The organism is Gabonia massiliensis (assembly GCF_001403595.1).
Lineage (GTDB): Bacteria > Bacteroidota > Bacteroidia > Bacteroidales > Coprobacteraceae > Coprobacter > Coprobacter secundus.
This window is the reverse complement of the sequence record NZ_LN877936.1, coordinates 35,446-55,461: the sequence shown is the minus strand read 5'-3', so window position 1 is coordinate 55,461 and position 20,016 is coordinate 35,446. Positions and strand designations below refer to the sequence as shown.

Below are 20,016 nucleotides of genomic sequence, written 5' to 3'. Positions count from 1 at the left end.
CTTTATTTTTTTAATAAATTCAACATGGATAGAAAAAAAATTGATCTCACAATCTCATGTTACGGAAAAACAAAAGATGAAAAATATGATGTTGTCATATTGCCATGGGGAGCAATAGAACCTCACAATTTTCACTTGCCTTATCTTACTGACTGTATTCTGCCTCATGATATAGCTGTCGATGCAGCCCAGTTAGCAAGAGAACGTGCGGGAATTCATTGCATGGTAATGCCTCCTGTTCCTTTCGGGGCACATAATCCCGGACAACGAGATTTGCCATTTTGTATACATACACGACAAATCACCCGTCAATACATTTTAGAAGATATCGCAGCATCCTTATACAACCAAGGGATACGACGTTTAGTTATTTTAGGTGGGCATGGAGGAAATGACTTCAAAGGCATGATACGTGACCTGTATATAGACTATCCGGATTTTCTCATATTGGCAACTAACTGGTTCGAAATTATTTCTGGAAAAGATTTTTTTGAAGCAGAGATAGATGACCATGCCGGGGAATCAGAAACATCGGTTATGATGTATTATCATCCCGAGCTGGTAAAACTTAGTGAAGCTGGTAATGGAGAAGTCAAAAATTTTGCAATTCCATCTCTAAATAAAAAAATTGCTTGGACTCCCCGCCATTGGGACAAAGCTTCCACCGACAGTGGCATAGGAAATCCCAGAAAGGCCTCTGTTGAAAAAGGGAGAGATTACGCCCATGCTATAGTTGAAAAATTAGCAGACTTATTTATTGACATTACAAAACATAAGTTATATTAATCTTTATTTAATCTCACTTTTTTGTTTGAACATGAAAGTGAGATTATTCTTTCTTGCTACAACATCAGGCAAAATATCCTTAACAATATTTTTTGAGGGTATATTCGGATTATAAACTATTTATCATCCATCCGACCAACTAACGGGTTATGATTATGAGTCTCATCAATACTGAGATTTCAGTATTTTCTTATCATCCGAGGTAATCCCGACGATTTCAAAAAACATACCTTTCCCTATTGCCAGCAAATTCATTACATTCCTATCTGTAACTACAAACAACAAATCATTTTCTCGATTTACCTTTTGTACCAACCAGCTCAGATTTCTTTTTTAAATCGGCAATTTTTATAAACAGCAGTTTTTCTTCACTCATAGGTACGCAACTTCATTAATTAAAAATGATCAGATTATAAGACTAAAGACACCAACATAAAGGAGGATAATCAAATATACAATTTTTTTTAGTAAAAAAACTGGTATATAAAATAAAAATATACTCCTATTTCCTAAAAATACAACAATATAATAATATGGTATACAATAAAAAAGACGCTTATTTACATAAGCGTCTTTGACTTTTTCTCATACTATTTTTTCAACTCAAAATTGCGACTTCCTATAAGATAATTATCTGCAAAAATATCAACTCGATAATCACCTGGATATAAAAACTCTTCTACCGGCCAATATATACATAAGTTCATTTCCTCTCCTGTATATTCTATTAATTTACGACTTGAATAATTTATATCACTATCTTCATAGTGAAAAAGAGCATTACGATCTTTTACCAATACATCACCATCCGGTTTCACTATACGTATATAAATATACTTTTCACCGACCTCAGCCGTTACATTTTTAGCAAGAGCAAAGCAAATTTTCAGTTGTTCTGTCCTACTAATTTTGGAAACAGTTTTTCCCCTACCATTTATAGATGTAACCGTTATCCCTACCGCATCAAGTTTCGATGCCAAAGTTACTTTATGACTTAACTGTTCCTTATCTTTTTGTAAACGGGACGCAACCTGAGATGCTTCTTGATATTTTCTGGTAACAGTTTTATTCTCCTTAACGAGTTTTTCATTCAAAGAATTAAGCGAATCAATCTGTATAATATAATTTCTCATTACACTCCTCAAGGTTGCTAATTCCTTTTTCAATTCATTAATCCGAGCCGAATTTGTAGACTTAACAGTCCGAAGTTCCTCAAGCAACCGCTGAACTTTCATCTTCTCAGCATCAAGTTTTTCAACCAAAGAATCATTATTTATCAATAATTTTCCTCCTTCATACTGATCATACTGGAGAGCCAAGTCTGCATACTCTCTCTCAAGAGCATCTCTTTCTTTCTCCATTTCTACTCGAGTTTTAAATTCCTCCATCTCTTTATGCTGGCGGAAAATAAAATAAGCTGCAATGGCTAAAATAACGGCCAACACAACAGTAATAATGATCCATGTTACAGAATTTTTCTTCATATCCAGTCCGGTTTACCAACTTCTTAGATTCGGCCTACTGATTTACAGACAAAGGCTTAATGGCCACAAATGTACAAGTTTTACCTTTTATTATCAATGTATATTAGATTTTTTAAAGAATCAAGGCTAAGAAAATTTTATTTTTCCCAAAGTTACGTACTCATCTAACTAAACATACACGCAACAGACAAGCATCGTCTTATGAATAAAATGAAAAGCCAATTGTAAAACAAAATGAAAATACTTATCTTTGCCCTTCCTATGTACTTAACATAATGACGGTGAAAAGATTGATAGATTTTTTGAGGAATCACCTCATCATAAGAACTCTTTTACTAATATCTCTAGTAGCATTAATACTATTAGCGACTCTATTATTCGGGCTTAATAGATACACTCGCCATGGACATGCCATAAATGTCCCTAATATAGAAAAAATGTTTATAGAAGATGCTGTACCGTTATTAGCACGATACAATTTAAAATGTGAAATAATAGATTCGATATATGTTTCAGGTGCTATCCCAGGAAGCATCATAGACCAAACTCCGCAAGAAGGTTCGAAAGTCAAGGAAAATCGTATCATTTTTGTTACAGTTAATGCCCGTTCACCTCGAAAAATTGCCGTTCCAGATGTGAAAGATATGTCTCAACGACAAGCAATAGCATTTATTACCGGAATGGGATTCCCAGAACCTTCAACGGAATATATCACATCTGAATATAAAGATCTCGTAATTGAAATATATTATAAAGGTCATCCTGTTGAGAAGGGTACAAAATTGCCTGCCGACGCTCAATTAACATTAAAAGTTGGTGATGGACATATGCAACCAACATTTATATCCGACTCAGATTCTATTGAAGTTGAAGCTCCGGTAATTGATGAAGAGTGGTTAGAATGATGAATGAAGAATTAGATAAATTAACAAATATCCTCCCTGATTACAATGAATTCACTGACGAAGAAGGGAATGAACTCTACGAACATTTCAGATTTGTCGCAGATAAGGGACAAAATCTACTACGAGTAGATAAATTTTTAACTGCCAGAATCGAAAATGCCTCACGTAATCGAATACAACAAGCAGCCGAAGCTAAGTGCATCCTTGTAAATGGAAATCCCGTAAAATCGAATTACAAGGTAAAACCCTACGATATTGTATCGGTCGTAATGGACCGACCTCGCTACGAACTTGAAATTATTCCAGAAAATATACCTCTTAATATAGTCTATGAAGACGATGATGTATTGGTGGTAAATAAACCTGCGGGGCTAGTTGTACATCCAGGACATGGCAACTATACTGGAACTTTGGTCAATGCTCTGGCATTTTATTTCCGTAACAGTCCGACATTTGACGTTTCAGATCCTCGTCTGGGTTTAGTACACCGAATTGACAAAGATACATCTGGACTTTTAGTTATTGCAAAAACGCCTGAGGCAAAAACGCATCTTGGTCTACAATTTTTCAATAAAACAACACAACGCAAATATATTGCTATCGTATGGGGCAATATGGCCGAAGATCACGGAAGAATAGAAGGAAATATCGGTCGCAGCCTTAAAGACCGACTACAAATGGCAGTATTTCCTGATGGAGATTATGGGAAAACGGCAGTTACACACTATACAACTCTTGAAAGAATGGGCTATGTATCAGTCGTTGAATGCCGACTTGAAACAGGTAGAACCCACCAAATCAGAGTTCACATGAAATATATCGGTCATCCATTATTCAATGATGCTCGTTATGGAGGAAATGAAATTCTAAAAGGGACAACGTTCTCAAAATACAAACAATTTGTAAATAACTGTTTTGATATATGTCCTAGACAAGCTTTACACGCCAAAACGTTAGGTTTTATCCATCCTCGTACAGGCAAAGAGCTTTTTTTCGATTCTAATATACCTGAAGATATGTCAAAACTAATAGAAAAATGGAGAAATTATATGTCTAACAGAGAAATTTACTGAAAGACTATAGGCTTATTTAAAATTTATAGGTAAATTTATATTGTAATAAAAATGGACAAGCGAAAAATTGCTATTGTCGCTGGTGGAGACTCATCGGAGATGGTTGTTTCAATTAGAAGTGCAAAAGGTATTTATTCTTTTTTAGATACCAAACGGTACGATGCATATATAGTGAAATTATCCAAAAATGATTGGCATGTAGAATTGCCCGGTGAAACAACTGTAAAAATAGACAAGAATGATTTCAGTTTTTGCTTTGAAGGTAAAAAACATATATTTGATTTTGCCTACATAACAATACATGGTACACCGGGTGAAAACGGTCTTTTACAAGGATACTTTGATCTGATAGGCATGCCGTATTCTTCATGTGGAGTATTAGCATCAGCTTTGACGTTCAATAAATATATATGTAATCATTATTTACAATCATTCGGTTTTCCCATTGCCCAATCTATATTATTGCGCAATGGCGAATCGATAAGTAACGAAGAGGTTATAGAAAAAATCGGGCTGCCTTGTTTTATAAAGCCCAATGTGGGTGGGTCAAGTTTTGGTACCACAAAAGTCAAGGAAAATGACCAGATTCAACCAGCTATCCAACTCGCTTTTAAAGAAGGAGGAGAAGTTATTATCGAGTCATTTATGTCAGGAACTGAAATAACTTGCGGATGTTACAAAACACGAGAGCATGATATTGTATTTCCTATTACAGAGGTAATAAGTAAGAATGAGTTCTTTGATTATGAGGCAAAATATACAGCATCAAAGGCCTCAGAAATAACTCCGGCTCGATTATCCCAAGCAATAACTGAGAAAGTGCAAAAAATGACTTCTCGTATCTATGATATTATTGGTTGTAAAGGAATCATTCGTGTTGATTATATTATCATAGGCGAAGAACCCCATTTACTTGAAGTAAATACTACTCCCGGAATGACAGAAACAAGTTTCATTCCACAACAAGTAAAAGCCATGGGTATCGACATGAAAGAGGTAATGACCGATATTATCGAAAATGAATTAACACATAATACAGTAGTAAAAAGATAAAGTTGAAATATTATTTTTGCAATGAAACAGCTTTTTGATTTTGATGAAATCAGACCTTTTTACGATGAAGAAGTTCCGGAAATTATTCCGTCAATCATCTCAGAAAAAGGATTTGAACATGCCGTCAAATACATCNGATGTCGATTACAATAAATTTTGTAATCAAATGCTTTCTTGTCATTCGAAGAAAGATTTTCAAGACAAACTGGCCGTACCCTTTTTATATCAATTGATACACGCATCTTCTTCCGGAGTAGATGGCTCTGGTTTTGAAAATTTAAGTCCTTCAGAAAGCTACACATACATGTCAAATCATAGAGACATCATTCTCGATGCTTCGTTTTTGAATGTTATGCTTCTTGAAAATGGATTTGATACCAGTGAAGTAGCTATCGGAGATAATTTGCTCATTTATCCTTGGATATCTAATTTAGTACGAATCAACAAGAGCGTCATCGTCAACCGGAATGTTCCTGTGCGCAAAATGCTTGAAGTATCAAAGCGTCTGTCAAATTACATTCATTTTGCCATTAAAATAAAACATCAATCTCTATGGATAGCCCAAAGAGAGGGTCGCGCAAAAGATTCTGATGACCGAACACAGGAAAGTATGATTAAAATGTTCAATTTAGGTGGTGGAAGTGATCTTAAAAGTAATATTGCAAGTCTGAACATTGTCCCCGTATCCATATCTTATGAATATGATCCATGTGATTATCTGAAAGCCAGAGAATTTCAACTTAAAAGAGATAATCCATCTTTCAAAAAAACCCCTCATGACGATCTTTTAAGTATGGAAAAAGGTCTTCTCGGATATAAAGGGCACATTCACTTTGCTGTCTCTTCTCCCATAAATAAACAATTAACTCTGATAAACGATAAATTGGGAAAAGCAGAAACAATCACTGAAATTACCCATATTATAGATAAAGCTATCCATAGTAATTACAAAATATATACTGGAAATTACATAGCTTATGATTTATTAAATGAAGACCAACGCTTTATCGACAAATACACACAAGAGGAAAAAGAACTCTTTGAAAATTATATACAACAACAAATAAATAAAATAAAAGACATCCCTAACAAGGATGAGTCTTTCCTGAAACACAAAATCTTAGAAATGTACTCTAATCCATTAAAAAACAAGCTTATAGCAATAGGAGACTTTTAATTAAATTGCAAATCTTAATAATAGTTTTTTCATTGACCAGATTTTCCTGTAATTGTTTTTACCAAAATCAATTACTTTTCTTTAAGACACTCAGACCTTCTTATGAAAAATGGAAATTGAACATTAAACTATACAGAAAAAGAATGGTAATATTACAATTACCATTCCTTTTTTATTAAGAATATTTTAACTTCTTTTTATTTAGCTTCCCAACCTAAAGCACTTGCACCTAATACAGCTGCATCGCTTTCCTTCAATTCAGAAAGCATTACTTTAACTTTGCCTTTATATATAGCCAACATATTACGCTCCATCGATTCGCAAATAGGCTTCATAATCAAATCTCCTGATTTTGCTAATCCACCAAAAAGAATAATTGCTTTAGGGCTTGAAAAGGCTACAAAATCAGCAAATGCTTCACCCAAAATAGTTCCGGTATAATCAAATATTTCTGATGCAAGTTTATCGCCTTTTACTGCTGCATCATATACATCTTTTGAAGTAATATCTTGAATCGGAATCTGACGTAATAAACTATCATCTTTGCGTATCTCAAGAAACTCTCGCGCAGTACGGGCAACTCCAGTTGCTGACGTATAAGCTTCCAGACATCCTGTGCGTCCACATCCACAAAGACGTCCATTTGTACGACGTATGATCACATGACCTAATTCTCCAGCAAAGCCATCATGACCATAAACCAATTGTCCATTTATTACAATACCGCTACCAACTCCTGTACCTAAAGTAATCATGATAAAATCTTTCAGTCCTCGAGCTGCACCGTAAGTCATCTCTCCAATTGCCGCAGCATTTGCGTCATTCGTCAAAGAAACCGGTATTCCAAAACGATCACTCAACATTTGGGCTAAAGGAATAACCCCTTTCCAAGGCAAATTAGGTGCGAACTCTATTGTACCATTAAAATAATTGCCATTAGGTGCCCCTACACCTATACCCATAATCTTATCTGTTGCATTTTCTTGCTCCAACAAACGAGATAATTCAGTATATAGGTCTGTAACATAATCCTCTACCTGATTATACTTTTGAGTTTTTATAGAACCACTGGCAATAATGGTTCCACGTGCATCTACAATGCCAAATACAGTATTGGTTCCACCAATATCAATACCAACTACATATGGTTTACTCATGGTCATACTTGTGTGTTTTTATTAATTTCCAGACAAAGTTAAGATATTCTTTTTGTTGACGATGAAAATAGAAAGAAAAACGCCCTATTTTCTGTTAATTTTTCTTCCCCAAAAAATCAACCACAATCTTTTACCTCTATTTTGCAATGTCTACATTGCAAAATAGAGGTAAAAGATTGTGGTATAAAAAATATATTGTATATTTGTCACGCAAAAAGAACACGTATAATTATTAATTACAACTTGTGATTTTGCCTATTAATAAATTAATTAAATTATGAGTAATAACTTATTAAAAGGGAAAAGAGGTATTATCTTTGGGGCTTTAAATGAAATGTCCATTGCATGGAAAGTGGCAGAACGAGCTGTCGAAGAAGGTGCAATTATTACCTTATCGAATACTCCTGTCGCTGTACGTATGGGCCAAGTCGATGAATTGGCAAAGAAAACGAATGCAGAAGTAATTCCTGCCGATGCAACAAGCGTCGAAGACTTAGAAAATGTATTTGCAAAATCAATGGAAATATTAGGAGGAAAAATTGATTTTGTTTTACACTCCATCGGAATGTCTCCTAATGTACGTAAAAAAAGGCCTTACGATGATCTCGACTATGATATGCTAGACAAAACATTAGATATTTCAGCCATCTCTTTCCATAAAATGATTCAAGTTGCAAAAAAGATGGATGCCATAGCTGATTACGGTTCTATCATTGCACTTTCATATGTCGCTGCGCAACGAACCTTATTCGGATATAATGATATGGCTGATGCAAAAGCATTATTAGAATCTATCGCACGAAGCTTCGGATATATCTATGGCCGAGAGAAAGGTGTCCGCATTAACACCATATCACAATCTCCAACAATGACTACTGCTGGTAGTGGAGTCAAAGGAATGGAATCTCTAATGGATTTTGCAAACCGTATGTCTCCTCTCGGAAATGCATCAGCTGCAGAATGTGCAGATTACTGTATCGTCATGTTTTCTGACCTCACTCGTAAAGTTACAATGCAGAATCTCTATCATGATGGAGGATTCTCCAGCATGGGGATGAGCCTCAGGGCAATGGATCAGTACAATAAAAGTTTTGACGAATATCGAAATGAAAAAGGTGATATTTGCTACGGATAACAAAGTACATTTCATATATAGAAAAAGCCGGATAATCCGGCTTTTTCTATATATGAAAGAAATTTCCCTCAAAACATCTTTGACACCCGTTTCACAGCTGTAACAAAAGCATCTATTTCCTCCTTTGTATTATACATGGCAAATGAAGCCCTAACCGTACCTTCAACGCCCAAACGCTCCATTAATGGTTGAGCGCAATGGTGCCCAGTTCTTACAGCTATACCGAATTTATCAAGTAACATTCCCATATCATAATGATGGATATTTCCTACATTAAACGAAATTACTGAGCCTTTATTTTGTGCCGTTCCATAAATATACATTCCGCCAACTGTCATCAACTGGTTGGTAGCATAAGCTAATAACTCATGTTCGTGAGCTGCTATCTTGTCCAATCCTACACCTTCTACATAGTCAAGCGCTGTAGCAAATGCTGTAGTTCCAATGTAATCGGGAGTACCAGCTTCAAATTTATAAGGTAATTCATTAAAAGTCGTACGGTTAAAAGATACATGAGCAATCATCTCTCCTCCTCCTTGATATGGAGGCATCTTATCAAGCCATTTTTCTTTCCCATAAAGTACCCCTATACCTGTCGGGCCATAAATCTTATGAGCAGATAACACGTAAAAATCAACATCTAAGGCCTGTACATCAACCGATACATGCGGAGCAGCCTGAGCTCCATCCAACAAAACAGGAATACCATAACCATGAGCTATATCGATTAAATCTCTTACTGGATTAATAGAACCCAACACATTTGACATATGAGAAATAGAAACAAATTTAGTTTTTTCATTAAATAACTTACGATATGTTTCTATGTCCAGTTCCCCTTTGTCATTAATCGGGACAATACGAAGTTTTATTTTTCGATAATTTTGTAACAATTGCCATGGAACAATATTAGCATGATGTTCCATCTCAGAAAGAATTACTTCATCCCCATCCTTCAAAAAAGTATTGCCAAAGCTACTTACCACTAAATTTATTGCTTCAGTCGTACCTCTCGTAAATATAATTTCTTTTGAATCTGAAGCATTTATAAACTTCTGGACTCTTTTCCTCGAAGCTTCATGAGCCTCTGTAGCTTCTTGACTTAGGTAATGAACCCCTCGATGGACATTAGCATTAGTATTATAATACTCTTCCGTTATCTTGTCAATAACGCATATGGGCTTTTGCGTTGTGGCTGCATTATCAAAATATATCAACGGTTTTCCATATACTTCACGAGATAATATTGGAAAATCTCCTCTTATTTTCTCCGTATCCAGCATAATTTTATATTTTTATCGACACACTCCACATCCTGCACATTTAGACAATTCCCCCCGGAAACGCTTTTCTACCAACTGCCTCAATCTGTCTTTCAACGCATCTAAACGAATATTCTCAATTACATCGTTAGTAAAAGCAAACATTAACAACATCTTTGCCTCTGACTCAGATATCCCTCGAGAACGTAAATAAAACAACGCATTCTGATCAAGTTGCCCGACTGTAGCCCCATGACTACATTTTACATCATCAGCATAAATCTCTAACTGAGGTTTTGTAAACATCCTAGCTTCCGGTGTAACACATAAATTTTTATTACTCTGATACGCAACTGTTTTTTGCGCATCTGTCCGAACCAATATTCTACCACTGAATGAGCCTTGTGCGTCATCATCAATTACATATTTAAATAACTCATTACTATGACAAAAAGGAACAGCATGATCAATAAATGTATAATTATCGACCGATTCTTTCCTATCGGCAATGGCCATTCCACAAAGGTTAGTTTCGGCATTTTCTCCCATAAGGGTTATATAATAATTATTCCGAGTAACTCCATTGTGCAAAGTAATTCCATTAACTAGTACATTTGATCCTGCTTCCTGCCTAACGAATGTAGATGCCACTCTTGTCGTAGTAAGGGTAGACTCTTCCATATCATAAAAATCGAATACGGAATTCTTACCTGCATAAATTTCTGTCACCTGAGATGCCAAAAATTTCGCATTATCCATCGTATGATCACACACCAGGAGTTTTGCTTGAGCCCCTTCTTCTAAAATGACCAGCAAACGTCTATTTACCATAAAATCACTCTCACCTCTTAGTATATTGATTAGCTGCAATGGCTTTTCTAATATGGTTCGTTGAGGGACATACAGGCAGAAACCATCTTGCGCTAATGCCGTATTTAATGCAACAGTCCCATCTTTGGAGTTATCAGCAATTTTATTATAATATTTCTCTATTAATTCTGGGTGCGACAAAGCTAATTCTCTCAAACTTCCGACCAACACACCTTCTGGAAGCCGGGCTTTATTCTCATGATATGTATAGAAACTATCATTTACAATAAAATATAATAGTGTACTTAAATTAGGGACATCGCAACGGAAAACCTCATATGGATTCACAGGAATATCCAACCGGTTCAAGTTCAGCCCATAATCAGGAGCATAAGCCGTTGGAATGTCTGTATGTTTATAATTTTCCGACGTAATTTTAGGAAAGCCCATTTTTTTAAACACAGATATAGCGTCGATACGCTGTGCATTAAGTACAGGAGCAGATTTTGCATCAATCAATGATGCAAATCTTTCATATAATTCAATATATTGTTTCTCGGCACTCATTTTCATCTATATGATAGATACAAATACATCTTCGATATACCTTCCGGCATATTTTCCTTATATTTTAATATCCCTGTTATTGATCTATTTCTTTCTTTATCCAGTCATATCCTTTTTCCTCCAACTCAAGAGCAAGTTCGGGACCTCCGGATTTCACAATACGACCTTTATACAGAACATGCACAAAGTCTGGAGCAATGTAATCAAGTAAACGTTGATAATGAGTAATAACTATCGTTGCATTCTTCTCTGACTTCAGTTTATTTACACCTTCTGCAACAATACGTAAAGCATCTATATCAAGCCCACTATCTGTTTCATCCAAAATAGATAAACGAGGCTCAAGCATCGCCATTTGGAAAATTTCATTTCTCTTCTTTTCTCCACCGGAAAAGCCCTCATTTACTGAACGACTGGCTAATTTATTATCGAGATCAACTATCGCCCGCTTTTCACGCATCATTCGCAAAAAATCTGTTGCAGAAATAGGTTCCTGCCCTCGATACTTTCTCTGCTCATTTATTGCAGCCCGCATAAAATTTACCATACTCACCCCTGGAATTTCTACAGGATATTGAAAACTAAGAAATATTCCTTCATGAGCCCGATCTTCCGGAGAAAGCTCTAACAAATCTTTACCATAAAAAGTAACAGCACCTTTTGTAACTTCATACGCAGGGTTACCTGTCAAAACTGCAGACAACGTACTTTTACCAGAACCATTAGGTCCCATAATTGCATGTACTTCTCCAGGTTTAACCGTTAAATTAATCCCTTTCAATATCTCTTTGCCATTAATATCGGCATGCAGGTCTTTTATTTCTAGCATATATATATTTTTTTTATTCTTTATCTTTATCCTACAGAACCTTCTAATGAAATCTGTAGTAGTTTCTGAGCTTCGACCGCAAATTCCATCGGCAACTTGTTCATTACCTCTTTGGCATAACCATTTACAATAAGTCCGACAGCGTCCTCGGTACTGATTCCTCGTTGATTACAATAAAAAATCTGATCTTCACTTATTTTTGAAGTTGTAGCTTCATGCTCAACTATTGCTGTATTGTTACGAATATCCATATAAGGAAATGTATGTGCTCCACAAGTGGAACTCAACAATAAACTGTCACATTGCGTATAATTACGAGCATTATCAGCCTTTGTACTTACCCGCACCAGCCCACGATAGCTGTTTTGACTATGCCCCGCCGATATCCCTTTTGAAACAATTGTACTCTTTGTATTTTTCCCAATATGTATCATCTTTGTCCCTGTATCAGCTTGTTGATAATTATTTGTCACAGCCACCGAATAAAATTCTCCAACAGAGCCATCTCCTGCTAATATACAACTCGGATATTTCCAAGTAATTGCAGAGCCTGTCTCAACTTGAGTCCATGATATTTTTGAATGATCTCCTTTGCACAATCCACGCTTTGTCACGAAATTATATATTCCACCATTTCCTTCCTTATCTCCAGGATACCAATTTTGCACAGTAGAATATTTTACTTCTGCCCGGTCATGCACCACAATTTCGACAATAGCAGCATGCAACTGATTCTCATCTCTCATTGGAGCTGTACATCCTTCAAGATAACTAACGTAACTATCATCATCTGCAACAATTAAAGTCCTCTCAAACTGACCTGTATTCGCGGCATTGATCCGAAAATATGTTGACAATTCCATAGGACACCGTACTCCTTTAGGAATGTAAACAAAAGAGCCGTCACTAAATACTGCAGAATTCAACGCTGCAAAAAAATTATCTCGATAAGACACTACTGAACCCAAATACTTTTTCACCAAATCAGGATAATCTTTTACAGCTTCACTAAATGAACAAAAAATGACTCCCAATTCGGCTAATTTTTCTCTGAATGTCGTCTTCACCGACACACTATCCATCACAGCATCCACAGCAATTCCAGAAAGTTTCATCTGTTCTTCCAAAGAAATTCCTAACTTATTAAATGTTTTTAATAATTCAGGATCTACTTCATCCAGACTTTTAGGACCTTCCTTCTTTTTAGGAGCAGCATAATAACTAATAGACTGATAATCTATTCTTGGGATATTCAAATGTGCCCAATGTGGCATTTCTAACGTTTTCCAATATTCATAAGCTTTGAGCCTGAACTCAAGCAACCACTCGGGTTCTTTCTTTTTTTCAGAAATCAGACNTAACAAAACCATACTTATAATCTCCAGATGTGACATCATCTAATATTTGATTTGAATTATCTTGTTTCATAAAATCTATTTTCTCTCTATACAAAAGATATTATTATGTAACAACTACCTCTCAGTTTTAGTTTTCTCCGTACTTTAAATCATTACTCATCACTTTATCAGTAACTAATGAGAATATAGATGGAGCAATTTTCGCTATTCGAGAATAAAAATAAGAATTTTCTTTCTTATTCTGACTCAGAAGACGAGAATCTCTATCAATAAGTTCAAAAATGTTTAATATTACACTTAATACCAAAACATACTTAAATATACAAAAAACGATTCCACTCATCCGATCAATCCCTCCTAATTGGGCCCATCGGACCATACGCAACAAAAACCACGCCAAAGTCCATACAGACAAATATATAACTAAGAACGTCAGTAACCACGCTAACGGATGATATACATAATCTGGCAATTTAAAGATGCCAACAAGTAATGTTTCGGTAAATTTACTTAAATAAATAGCACCTAATATAGCCAATAATAAACCTCCTAATGATCCTATTTGACGTACCAATCCTTGGGCAAACCCTCGAATGGCTGCAAAGCAAATAATTACTAATATCAGTATATCAATAAATTGCATTTTTGTTCTTTATCCACGTCTTTTAGATAAGAAAAACACAGGCGCTGAAGAGAACTCTATATAACTAGCCATCTTTACACGTCTGTGTTTTTCCTAAATATTATAAAGTACTTATAAATTAAAGTACACTTTCACCTCAACCGGAAATTATAATGTTTTCTTTACTTCGACTTCTTCGTAAGCTTCAATTAGGTCACCGACTTTCACATCATTATAATTTGTTATATTCAAACCGCATTCGTATCCAGTAGCTACTTCTTTTACATCGTCTTTAAAACGTTTCAATGATCCTAACTCTCCACTATATATCACAATACCATCACGTATCAGCCGTATCTTATTACTCCGTTTTATCTTACCTTCTTTTACCATACATCCGGCAACAGTTCCAACCTTAGTAATACGGAATGTCTCTCGCACTTCTACTGTAGCAGTAATCTCCTCTTTTATTTCCGGAGACAACATACCTTCCATTGCTGATTTTACTTCTTCAATAGCATCATATATAATCGAATACAGACGTATATCAACCCCTTCTTTTTCTGCTAATTTACGAGCAGCCATCGAAGGCCGGACTTGGAATCCGATAATAATTGCGTTCGATGCAGCTGCCAAAGTAATATCTGATTCTGATATTTGCCCAACGGCTTTATGCAAAACATTTACCTGAATTTCTTCCGTGGAAAGCTTGATCAGCGAATCACTTAATGCTTCTACCGAACCGTCAACATCACCTTTTACAATAACATTCAATTCTTGGAAATTTCCAATAGCAATACGACGACCTATATCATCTAATGTTAACAGTTTATGCGTACGTAAGCCAAGTTCTCGTTGCAACTGTTCTCTTTTATTCGCAATATCCCGGGCTTCTTGTTCCGATTCCATGACATGAAATACATCTCCTGCCTGCGGAGCACCGTTCAAACCTAAAATAAGAGCTGGAGCAGAAGGTCCTGCTTCTGAAATTTTGCTATTACGTTCATTAAACATTGCTTTAACACGTCCATAATGTGTTCCAGCCAATACAATATCTCCCGTATGAAGTGTACCATTTTCAACCAAAATCGTTGCAACATAACCTCGGCCTTTATCCAATGTCGATTCTATCACCGAACCAGTTGCACGACGATCAGGATTTGCCTTCAAATCAAGTAGCTCAGCTTCTAACAGGACTTTTTCCATTAGCTCATGTACCCCCGTACCTTTCTTTGCAGATATTTCTTGAGATTGATATTTACCTCCCCATTCTTCTACGAGGTAGTTCATATTAGCAAGTTCTTCTTTTATCTTATCTGGATTAGCCGAAGGCTTATCTATCTTATTAATTGCAAATACAATAGGAACACCTGCAGCCGAAGCATGATTTATAGCTTCGACAGTTTGAGGCATTACATTATCATCTGCAGCAACGATAATAATAGCAATATCTGTTACCTTAGCACCACGGGCACGCATAGCCGTAAATGCTTCATGCCCTGGAGTATCCAAGAAAGTAATACGACGGCCATCCTCCAATTTTACATTATACGCTCCTATATGCTGGGTAATTCCTCCCGCTTCACCGGCAATAACATTAGCATTCCGAATATAATCAAGCAACGATGTTTTACCATGGTCAACATGTCCCATGACAGTAACAATCGGTGGGCGTTGAGTCAAATCTTCTTCTCTATCCTCTTCAACATTTATAGCTTCAACAACTTCTGCGCTTACATATTCAGTCCTAAATCCAAACTCATCAGCAACAATATTAATAGTTTCAGCATCCAAACGTTGATTAATTGATACCATGATACCAATGCTCATACATGTAGCAATTACATTATTCACTGGTACGTCCATCATTACAGCTAGATCATTGGCTGTAACAAACTCTGTCAACTTTAATACATGGCTTTCTTCGATTTCCTGTTCTGCCTGTTCCTGAGCACGAGAAGAGAATGCTTCTCTCTTTTCCTTCCTCCATTTAGCAGACTTCTTCTGTCCTTTTGTTGTCAATCGGGCTAATGTTTCTTTGATCTGCTTCTGAACATCTTCTTCACTAATCTCTGCTTTTACAGGCTTACGAAGTTTTTGTTTATTACTAGATTTTTGTTGTATAGGACGAGGTATCGGGCTTATTCCTGCAGCACTCTTTTCTATATCTATTTTTTCCTTTTTTATACGCTTACGTTTCTTTTTATCTACATCAGTATCTATTGCCCTATTATCTACATCGGCCTTTGACATCCTTTTTTGATCCTGACGCATCTTCTCCTTAGCTTCTCTCTCTTTTCGTTTTTCCTCTTTACTTTTTTTCTTTGGGCGAGTCTGCTGATTTAATGCATTCAGATCGATTTTTCCAACAACATTTATATTAGTTGTAAGTTTAGGCGTACGAAGAGTAAATATTTCAGAATCTTTTTCTTTTTCTTCTTCTTCTCCTTCTTCCAATTCTACATTTTCCTCTTCTTCAATTTCTTCAGGAATAACCTCTTCCTCCTCTTCATAAGAATCTTCTTCCAATTCTGTCCCCATTTCTTCATCTGCCTCTAAAACGGATTCTTCTTCCGGTTCAGATTCGATTTCAGGTTCAGGCTGAATAAGTTCCTCTTCCTCTGGCTCCTCCACGACTTCAGGTTCAGGATCTGATGTCGGTTCAGATATTGACGCAGGTTGAACACTAACCGGTTTATAAAGATTATCTAAATCAATCTTGCCAACCTGCTTTATCTTAGGCTTATACTCCTCTGCTATCTCTGTTTTTATCTCTTGCGGTTCAACCAATTCTTTATCAATAGCGGGTTGTTCCTCATATCCATCGATAGACACAGTAGCTTTATTTTTATCTTTATTGTGACGTTCTTGGCTAATACGCTCCGACTCAATCTTCAAATTCTTATCTTTACTAAACTCTTTCACGAGTAAAGCATACTGTTCGTCACTGATTTTCGTATTAGGATTAGACTCAATCGAAAATCCTTTTTTTTGTAAGAAATCGACTGCCGTCTGAATTCCCACATTTAAATCTCTTGCTACTTTATTTAACCTTATTGACATACTTAGTTTTTAGTTTATAAAAAATGAAGAATAATTTTTCGATTAACCGTAAGATAACAGATATTACCTAAATATTAACTTATCCGACTTCACAGTCCAATAAATATATCTAATTATTCTTCAAATTCTGCTTTTAAAATATTGATTACTTCATCAACCGTACTTTCTTCCAAGTCGGCCTTTTCTATTAATACGTCACGAGGAGTTGCCAATACGCTTTTTGCCGTAGCACAACCAATCGCCTTCAATGCTTCTATCACCCAGCCATCTATCTCATCCTTAAATTCATCAAGATAGATATCTTCTTCTTCTCCTTCGTCAATATCACGATAAACATCAATGGTATACTCTGTAAGCATACATGCCAACTTAATATTTAATCCACCCTTACCGATAGCTAAAGAAACCTCTTCTGGTTTTAAAAAGACTTCCGCTTTATGTTCCTCTTCATTCAAACGAATCGACGAAATTTTCGCTGGACTTAAAGCCCGTTGAATAAACAACGAAATATTATTTGTATAATTTATTACATCGATATTTTCATTCCGCAACTCTCTCACAATACCGTGGATGCGAGAACCTTTTACACCGACACATGCTCCTACCGGATCAATACGGTCATCATATGATTCAACTGCAACTTTAGCTCGTTCCCCAGGTATACGAGCAATTTTACGAATCAAAATCAACCCATCATGTATTTCCGGCACTTCAAGTTCAAAAAGACGCTGTAAAAATACAGGTGAAGTACGCGAAATAATAATTTTGGGATTATTATTTTTATTGTCCACACGAGCGACAACTGCTCTTACAGTCTCTCCTTTTCGATAGAAATCAGTCGGGATTTGTTCTGTCTTAGGTAATAGCAGTTCATTGCCCTCATCATCAAGCAAAAGCATCTCTTTTTTCCATATTTGATAAACTTCTGCACTAATAATCTGGCCTATTTTATCTTTGTACTTATTATAAATACTATCTTTTTGAAGCTCCAATATCTTTGAAGCCAGTGTCTGACGAAGATTCAAAATTGCACGACGGCCAAACTTTTCAAAGAATACCTCATCTGTAACTTCTTCCCCTATTTCATAGTCCTCATCTATTTTCTTAGCTTCAGACAATGAAATTTGCAAGTTTGTATCGGTAACATCCTCATCAGCAACAACTTCACGATTTCTCCATATCTCAAAATCACCTTTATCTGGATTGACAATCACGTCAAAATTTTCGTCAGTCCCGAACATTTTTGATAAGACATTCCGAAACGATTCCTCTAGAACACTGATCATTGTCGTTCTGTCTATGTTCTTCAGCTCTTTAAACTCGGAGAACGTGTCAACCATACTGATTGTTTCCTCTTTCTTGGCCATACTCTTATTTGAATCTGATTAAATATTTTGTATACTTTATTTCATCATAACCGAAAGTCAAATCTTCTTCCACTTCAACTTTTCGCTTACTTGTCTCTGTCTTTACTTTCTTAATTATCGTTATAACAAACTTGTCATCTGACACACTTTTTAAAATACCATTCAATTTCATCCCTGCTTTAGTCAAAACCTCAACTTCGTTACCAATATTTTTTTGATATTGTTCAATGACCTTAAATGGAGATGTAATACCAGCTGACCCAACTTCCAATTCATAGTCTTCGGTATCCCGGTCTAAATGTGACTCAATAAAACGATGCAAACTAACACATCTGTCAATATCAACACCTTCCTTATTATCAATCTCAACGATAATTACATTGTCTGGCTTTACCTGCACATCAACAATAAAACAATCTGTACCTGCAAGGCCTTCCCTGACTAACTGATAAACAATACCCTTTTCTATCATCTACTTTCTCCTGTATCAGAATAAAACGAGGGGACAACTTGCCCCCTCCATCTTCACCTTTTTTCTGGGTACAAATATACGAAATATCCGTTACTACACCAAACCCAAGCTCCATATTTTAAAAGAAGCTACCTATAAACAGGCTTATATTATAATTATTTTATATTATTTAACATTTAATCTATAGGAAATCGAAACTCTCTAAGCTCTTTCCGTAATTCCTGTTCTCTTCCATTGCAGTATCGATTACATAAGTAATGAAAAAACTCTCCATGATTCATTTCTGTCAAATGAGCTAATTCATGATATATAACATAATCTATAAGATGATCTGGCAAAAACATCAAATAATAAGACAACTTAATATTTTTCCTGGCATCACAACATCCAAGCCTTTTTCGTCCAAATGTAACCGAAGCTTTATTATATCTCAGATTTAAAGATGCAGATAATTCTTCTATCCGAGAAGGCAAGTAGGCTTCAGCCGACCTTTTCACAAACTTTTTCAAACCATTTATCATTATATTTTGTACATCAGGAGAAGTCATTTCAAATTTCGAAGGACATCCTATATATAGACATTTATTTTGCAATCGATACACAATTTGGGACGACGGCAAATAATTAAAAACAACCATAAAATCATGTGTTACAATTATATCTCCTTCATCAAAAACATTCTTATGAGCCTTTGCCGCTTGCAACATTACTTGCAATTTCAATCTATTAGAATCTATAACTTTCGAGATATCCTGAATCTTGGCGAAAGGAGGCACTGTAACCACAATACCCCCATCCTTTACCCTAAATATAAAATGTCGGGCTGTTATCCTCACATTCAACATTATTGTTCCCAATTCTCTATCTTTCCAAACATATCTTTCCATTTGGCAAAC

At 35.8% G+C, this 20,016-nt stretch carries 15 protein-coding genes and 2 pseudogenes; 6 read left to right on the top strand and 11 right to left on the bottom strand.

The window, feature by feature from the left end:
- Positions 1–24: 24 nt before the first annotated feature.
- Entirely contained in the window at positions 25–786 is a 762-nt protein-coding gene (locus BN2628_RS00935; RefSeq protein ID WP_021930031.1) for a creatininase family protein, read from the top strand.
- Between the two features lie 590 nt (positions 787–1,376).
- On the opposite strand, the gene BN2628_RS00930 is transcribed toward BN2628_RS00935, so the two are convergent.
- Positions 1,377–2,270 carry an AAA family ATPase gene (locus BN2628_RS00930; protein WP_021930029.1) on the bottom strand — a complete coding sequence of 298 codons (894 nt, stop codon included), beginning with the start codon at positions 2,268–2,270 and terminating at the stop codon, positions 1,377–1,379.
- 281 nt (positions 2,271–2,551) lie between these two features.
- Here BN2628_RS00930 and BN2628_RS00925 point away from each other — a divergent pair, with 281 nt between their 5' ends.
- The 4 genes and pseudogenes from BN2628_RS00925 (at position 2,552) to BN2628_RS00910 (ending at position 6,478) form a co-directional block, all read left to right on the top strand.
- Positions 2,552–3,175 carry a PASTA domain-containing protein gene (locus BN2628_RS00925; RefSeq protein ID WP_257606330.1) on the top strand — a complete coding sequence of 208 codons (624 nt, stop codon included), beginning with the start codon at positions 2,552–2,554 and terminating at the stop codon, positions 3,173–3,175.
- Positions 3,172–4,248: an RluA family pseudouridine synthase gene (locus tag BN2628_RS00920; protein ID WP_154668355.1), complete on the top strand. Its 1,077-nt coding sequence runs from the start codon at positions 3,172–3,174 to the stop codon at positions 4,246–4,248. The genes BN2628_RS00925 and BN2628_RS00920 overlap by 4 nt, the downstream gene beginning before the upstream one ends.
- Positions 4,249–4,299: 51 nt before the next feature.
- Positions 4,300–5,301, top strand: coding sequence for a D-alanine--D-alanine ligase (locus BN2628_RS00915; protein ID WP_021930026.1), 1,002 nt, complete (start codon positions 4,300–4,302; stop codon positions 5,299–5,301).
- Between the two features lie 21 nt (positions 5,302–5,322).
- Positions 5,323–6,478: pseudogene (locus BN2628_RS00910) on the top strand (acyltransferase).
- A 197-nt stretch (positions 6,479–6,675) separates the two neighbouring features.
- On the opposite strand, the gene BN2628_RS00905 reads toward BN2628_RS00910, so the two are convergent.
- Positions 6,676–7,635, bottom strand: coding sequence for an ROK family protein (locus tag BN2628_RS00905; RefSeq protein ID WP_044230665.1), 960 nt, complete (start codon positions 7,633–7,635; stop codon positions 6,676–6,678).
- A gap of 277 nt (positions 7,636–7,912) precedes the next feature.
- On the opposite strand from BN2628_RS00905, the gene BN2628_RS00900 reads away from it, so the two are divergent.
- Entirely contained in the window at positions 7,913–8,770 is an 858-nt protein-coding gene (locus BN2628_RS00900; protein ID WP_021930023.1) for an enoyl-ACP reductase FabI, read from the top strand.
- Between the two features lie 68 nt (positions 8,771–8,838).
- On the opposite strand, the gene BN2628_RS00895 is transcribed toward BN2628_RS00900, so the two are convergent.
- From BN2628_RS00895 to BN2628_RS00855, 9 genes and pseudogenes are all read right to left on the bottom strand, one after another.
- Entirely contained in the window at positions 8,839–10,053 is a 1,215-nt protein-coding gene (locus BN2628_RS00895; RefSeq protein WP_055095631.1) for an aminotransferase class V-fold PLP-dependent enzyme, read from the bottom strand.
- A 12-nt stretch (positions 10,054–10,065) separates the two neighbouring features.
- A complete protein-coding gene (gene sufD, locus BN2628_RS00890; protein ID WP_055095662.1) occupies positions 10,066–11,409 on the bottom strand; it encodes a Fe-S cluster assembly protein SufD in 1,344 nt (447 codons plus the stop codon).
- A gap of 76 nt (positions 11,410–11,485) precedes the next feature.
- On the bottom strand, positions 11,486–12,238 hold the full coding sequence (gene sufC / locus BN2628_RS00885) for a Fe-S cluster assembly ATPase SufC (protein WP_055095629.1): 753 nt from the start codon (positions 12,236–12,238) through the stop codon (positions 11,486–11,488).
- A 26-nt stretch (positions 12,239–12,264) separates the two neighbouring features.
- Positions 12,265–13,595 (bottom strand): annotated as a pseudogene (gene sufB, locus BN2628_RS00880) (Fe-S cluster assembly protein SufB); the annotation flags it as partial.
- 128 nt (positions 13,596–13,723) lie between these two features.
- Positions 13,724–14,239 carry a CvpA family protein gene (locus tag BN2628_RS00875; protein ID WP_055095628.1) on the bottom strand — a complete coding sequence of 172 codons (516 nt, stop codon included), beginning with the start codon at positions 14,237–14,239 and terminating at the stop codon, positions 13,724–13,726.
- 147 nt (positions 14,240–14,386) lie between these two features.
- Complete coding sequence (infB, locus tag BN2628_RS00870) at positions 14,387–17,281, bottom strand: translation initiation factor IF-2 (protein WP_055095627.1); 2,895 nt, start codon at positions 17,279–17,281, stop codon at positions 14,387–14,389.
- A 113-nt stretch (positions 17,282–17,394) separates the two neighbouring features.
- Positions 17,395–18,648 carry a transcription termination factor NusA gene (nusA, locus tag BN2628_RS00865; RefSeq protein ID WP_021930016.1) on the bottom strand — a complete coding sequence of 418 codons (1,254 nt, stop codon included), beginning with the start codon at positions 18,646–18,648 and terminating at the stop codon, positions 17,395–17,397.
- Between the two features lie 4 nt (positions 18,649–18,652).
- A complete protein-coding gene (gene rimP / locus BN2628_RS00860; protein ID WP_021930015.1) occupies positions 18,653–19,120 on the bottom strand; it encodes a ribosome assembly cofactor RimP in 468 nt (155 codons plus the stop codon).
- Between the two features lie 176 nt (positions 19,121–19,296).
- Complete coding sequence (locus BN2628_RS00855; RefSeq protein ID WP_055095624.1) at positions 19,297–20,007, bottom strand: M48 family metallopeptidase; 711 nt, start codon at positions 20,005–20,007, stop codon at positions 19,297–19,299.
- Between the last annotated feature and the right edge of the window lie 9 nt (positions 20,008–20,016).

What these genes read in the sequence shown, in the direction of transcription:
- BN2628_RS00935 (WP_021930031.1), top strand. Translation starts at nt 25, where the DNA reads ATGGATAGAAAAAAAATTGATCTCACAATCTCATGTTACGGAAAAACA.
- BN2628_RS00930 (WP_021930029.1), bottom strand. Translation starts at nt 2,270, where the DNA reads ATGAAGAAAAATTCTGTAACATGGATCATTATTACTGTTGTGTTGGCC.
- BN2628_RS00920 (WP_154668355.1), top strand. Translation starts at nt 3,172, where the DNA reads ATGATGAATGAAGAATTAGATAAATTAACAAATATCCTCCCTGATTAC.
- BN2628_RS00915 (WP_021930026.1), top strand. Translation starts at nt 4,300, where the DNA reads ATGGACAAGCGAAAAATTGCTATTGTCGCTGGTGGAGACTCATCGGAG.
- BN2628_RS00905 (WP_044230665.1), bottom strand. Translation starts at nt 7,635, where the DNA reads ATGAGTAAACCATATGTAGTTGGTATTGATATTGGTGGAACCAATACT.
- BN2628_RS00900 (WP_021930023.1), top strand. Translation starts at nt 7,913, where the DNA reads ATGAGTAATAACTTATTAAAAGGGAAAAGAGGTATTATCTTTGGGGCT.
- BN2628_RS00895 (WP_055095631.1), bottom strand. Translation starts at nt 10,053, where the DNA reads ATGCTGGATACGGAGAAAATAAGAGGAGATTTTCCAATATTATCTCGT.
- sufD (WP_055095662.1), bottom strand. Translation starts at nt 11,409, where the DNA reads ATGAGTGCCGAGAAACAATATATTGAATTATATGAAAGATTTGCATCA.
- sufC (WP_055095629.1), bottom strand. Translation starts at nt 12,238, where the DNA reads ATGCTAGAAATAAAAGACCTGCATGCCGATATTAATGGCAAAGAGATA.
- BN2628_RS00875 (WP_055095628.1), bottom strand. Translation starts at nt 14,239, where the DNA reads ATGCAATTTATTGATATACTGATATTAGTAATTATTTGCTTTGCAGCC.
- infB (WP_055095627.1), bottom strand. Translation starts at nt 17,281, where the DNA reads ATGTCAATAAGGTTAAATAAAGTAGCAAGAGATTTAAATGTGGGAATT.
- nusA (WP_021930016.1), bottom strand. Translation starts at nt 18,648, where the DNA reads ATGGCCAAGAAAGAGGAAACAATCAGTATGGTTGACACGTTCTCCGAG.
- rimP (WP_021930015.1), bottom strand. Translation starts at nt 19,120, where the DNA reads ATGATAGAAAAGGGTATTGTTTATCAGTTAGTCAGGGAAGGCCTTGCA.
- BN2628_RS00855 (WP_055095624.1), bottom strand. Translation starts at nt 20,007, where the DNA reads ATGGAAAGATATGTTTGGAAAGATAGAGAATTGGGAACAATAATGTTG.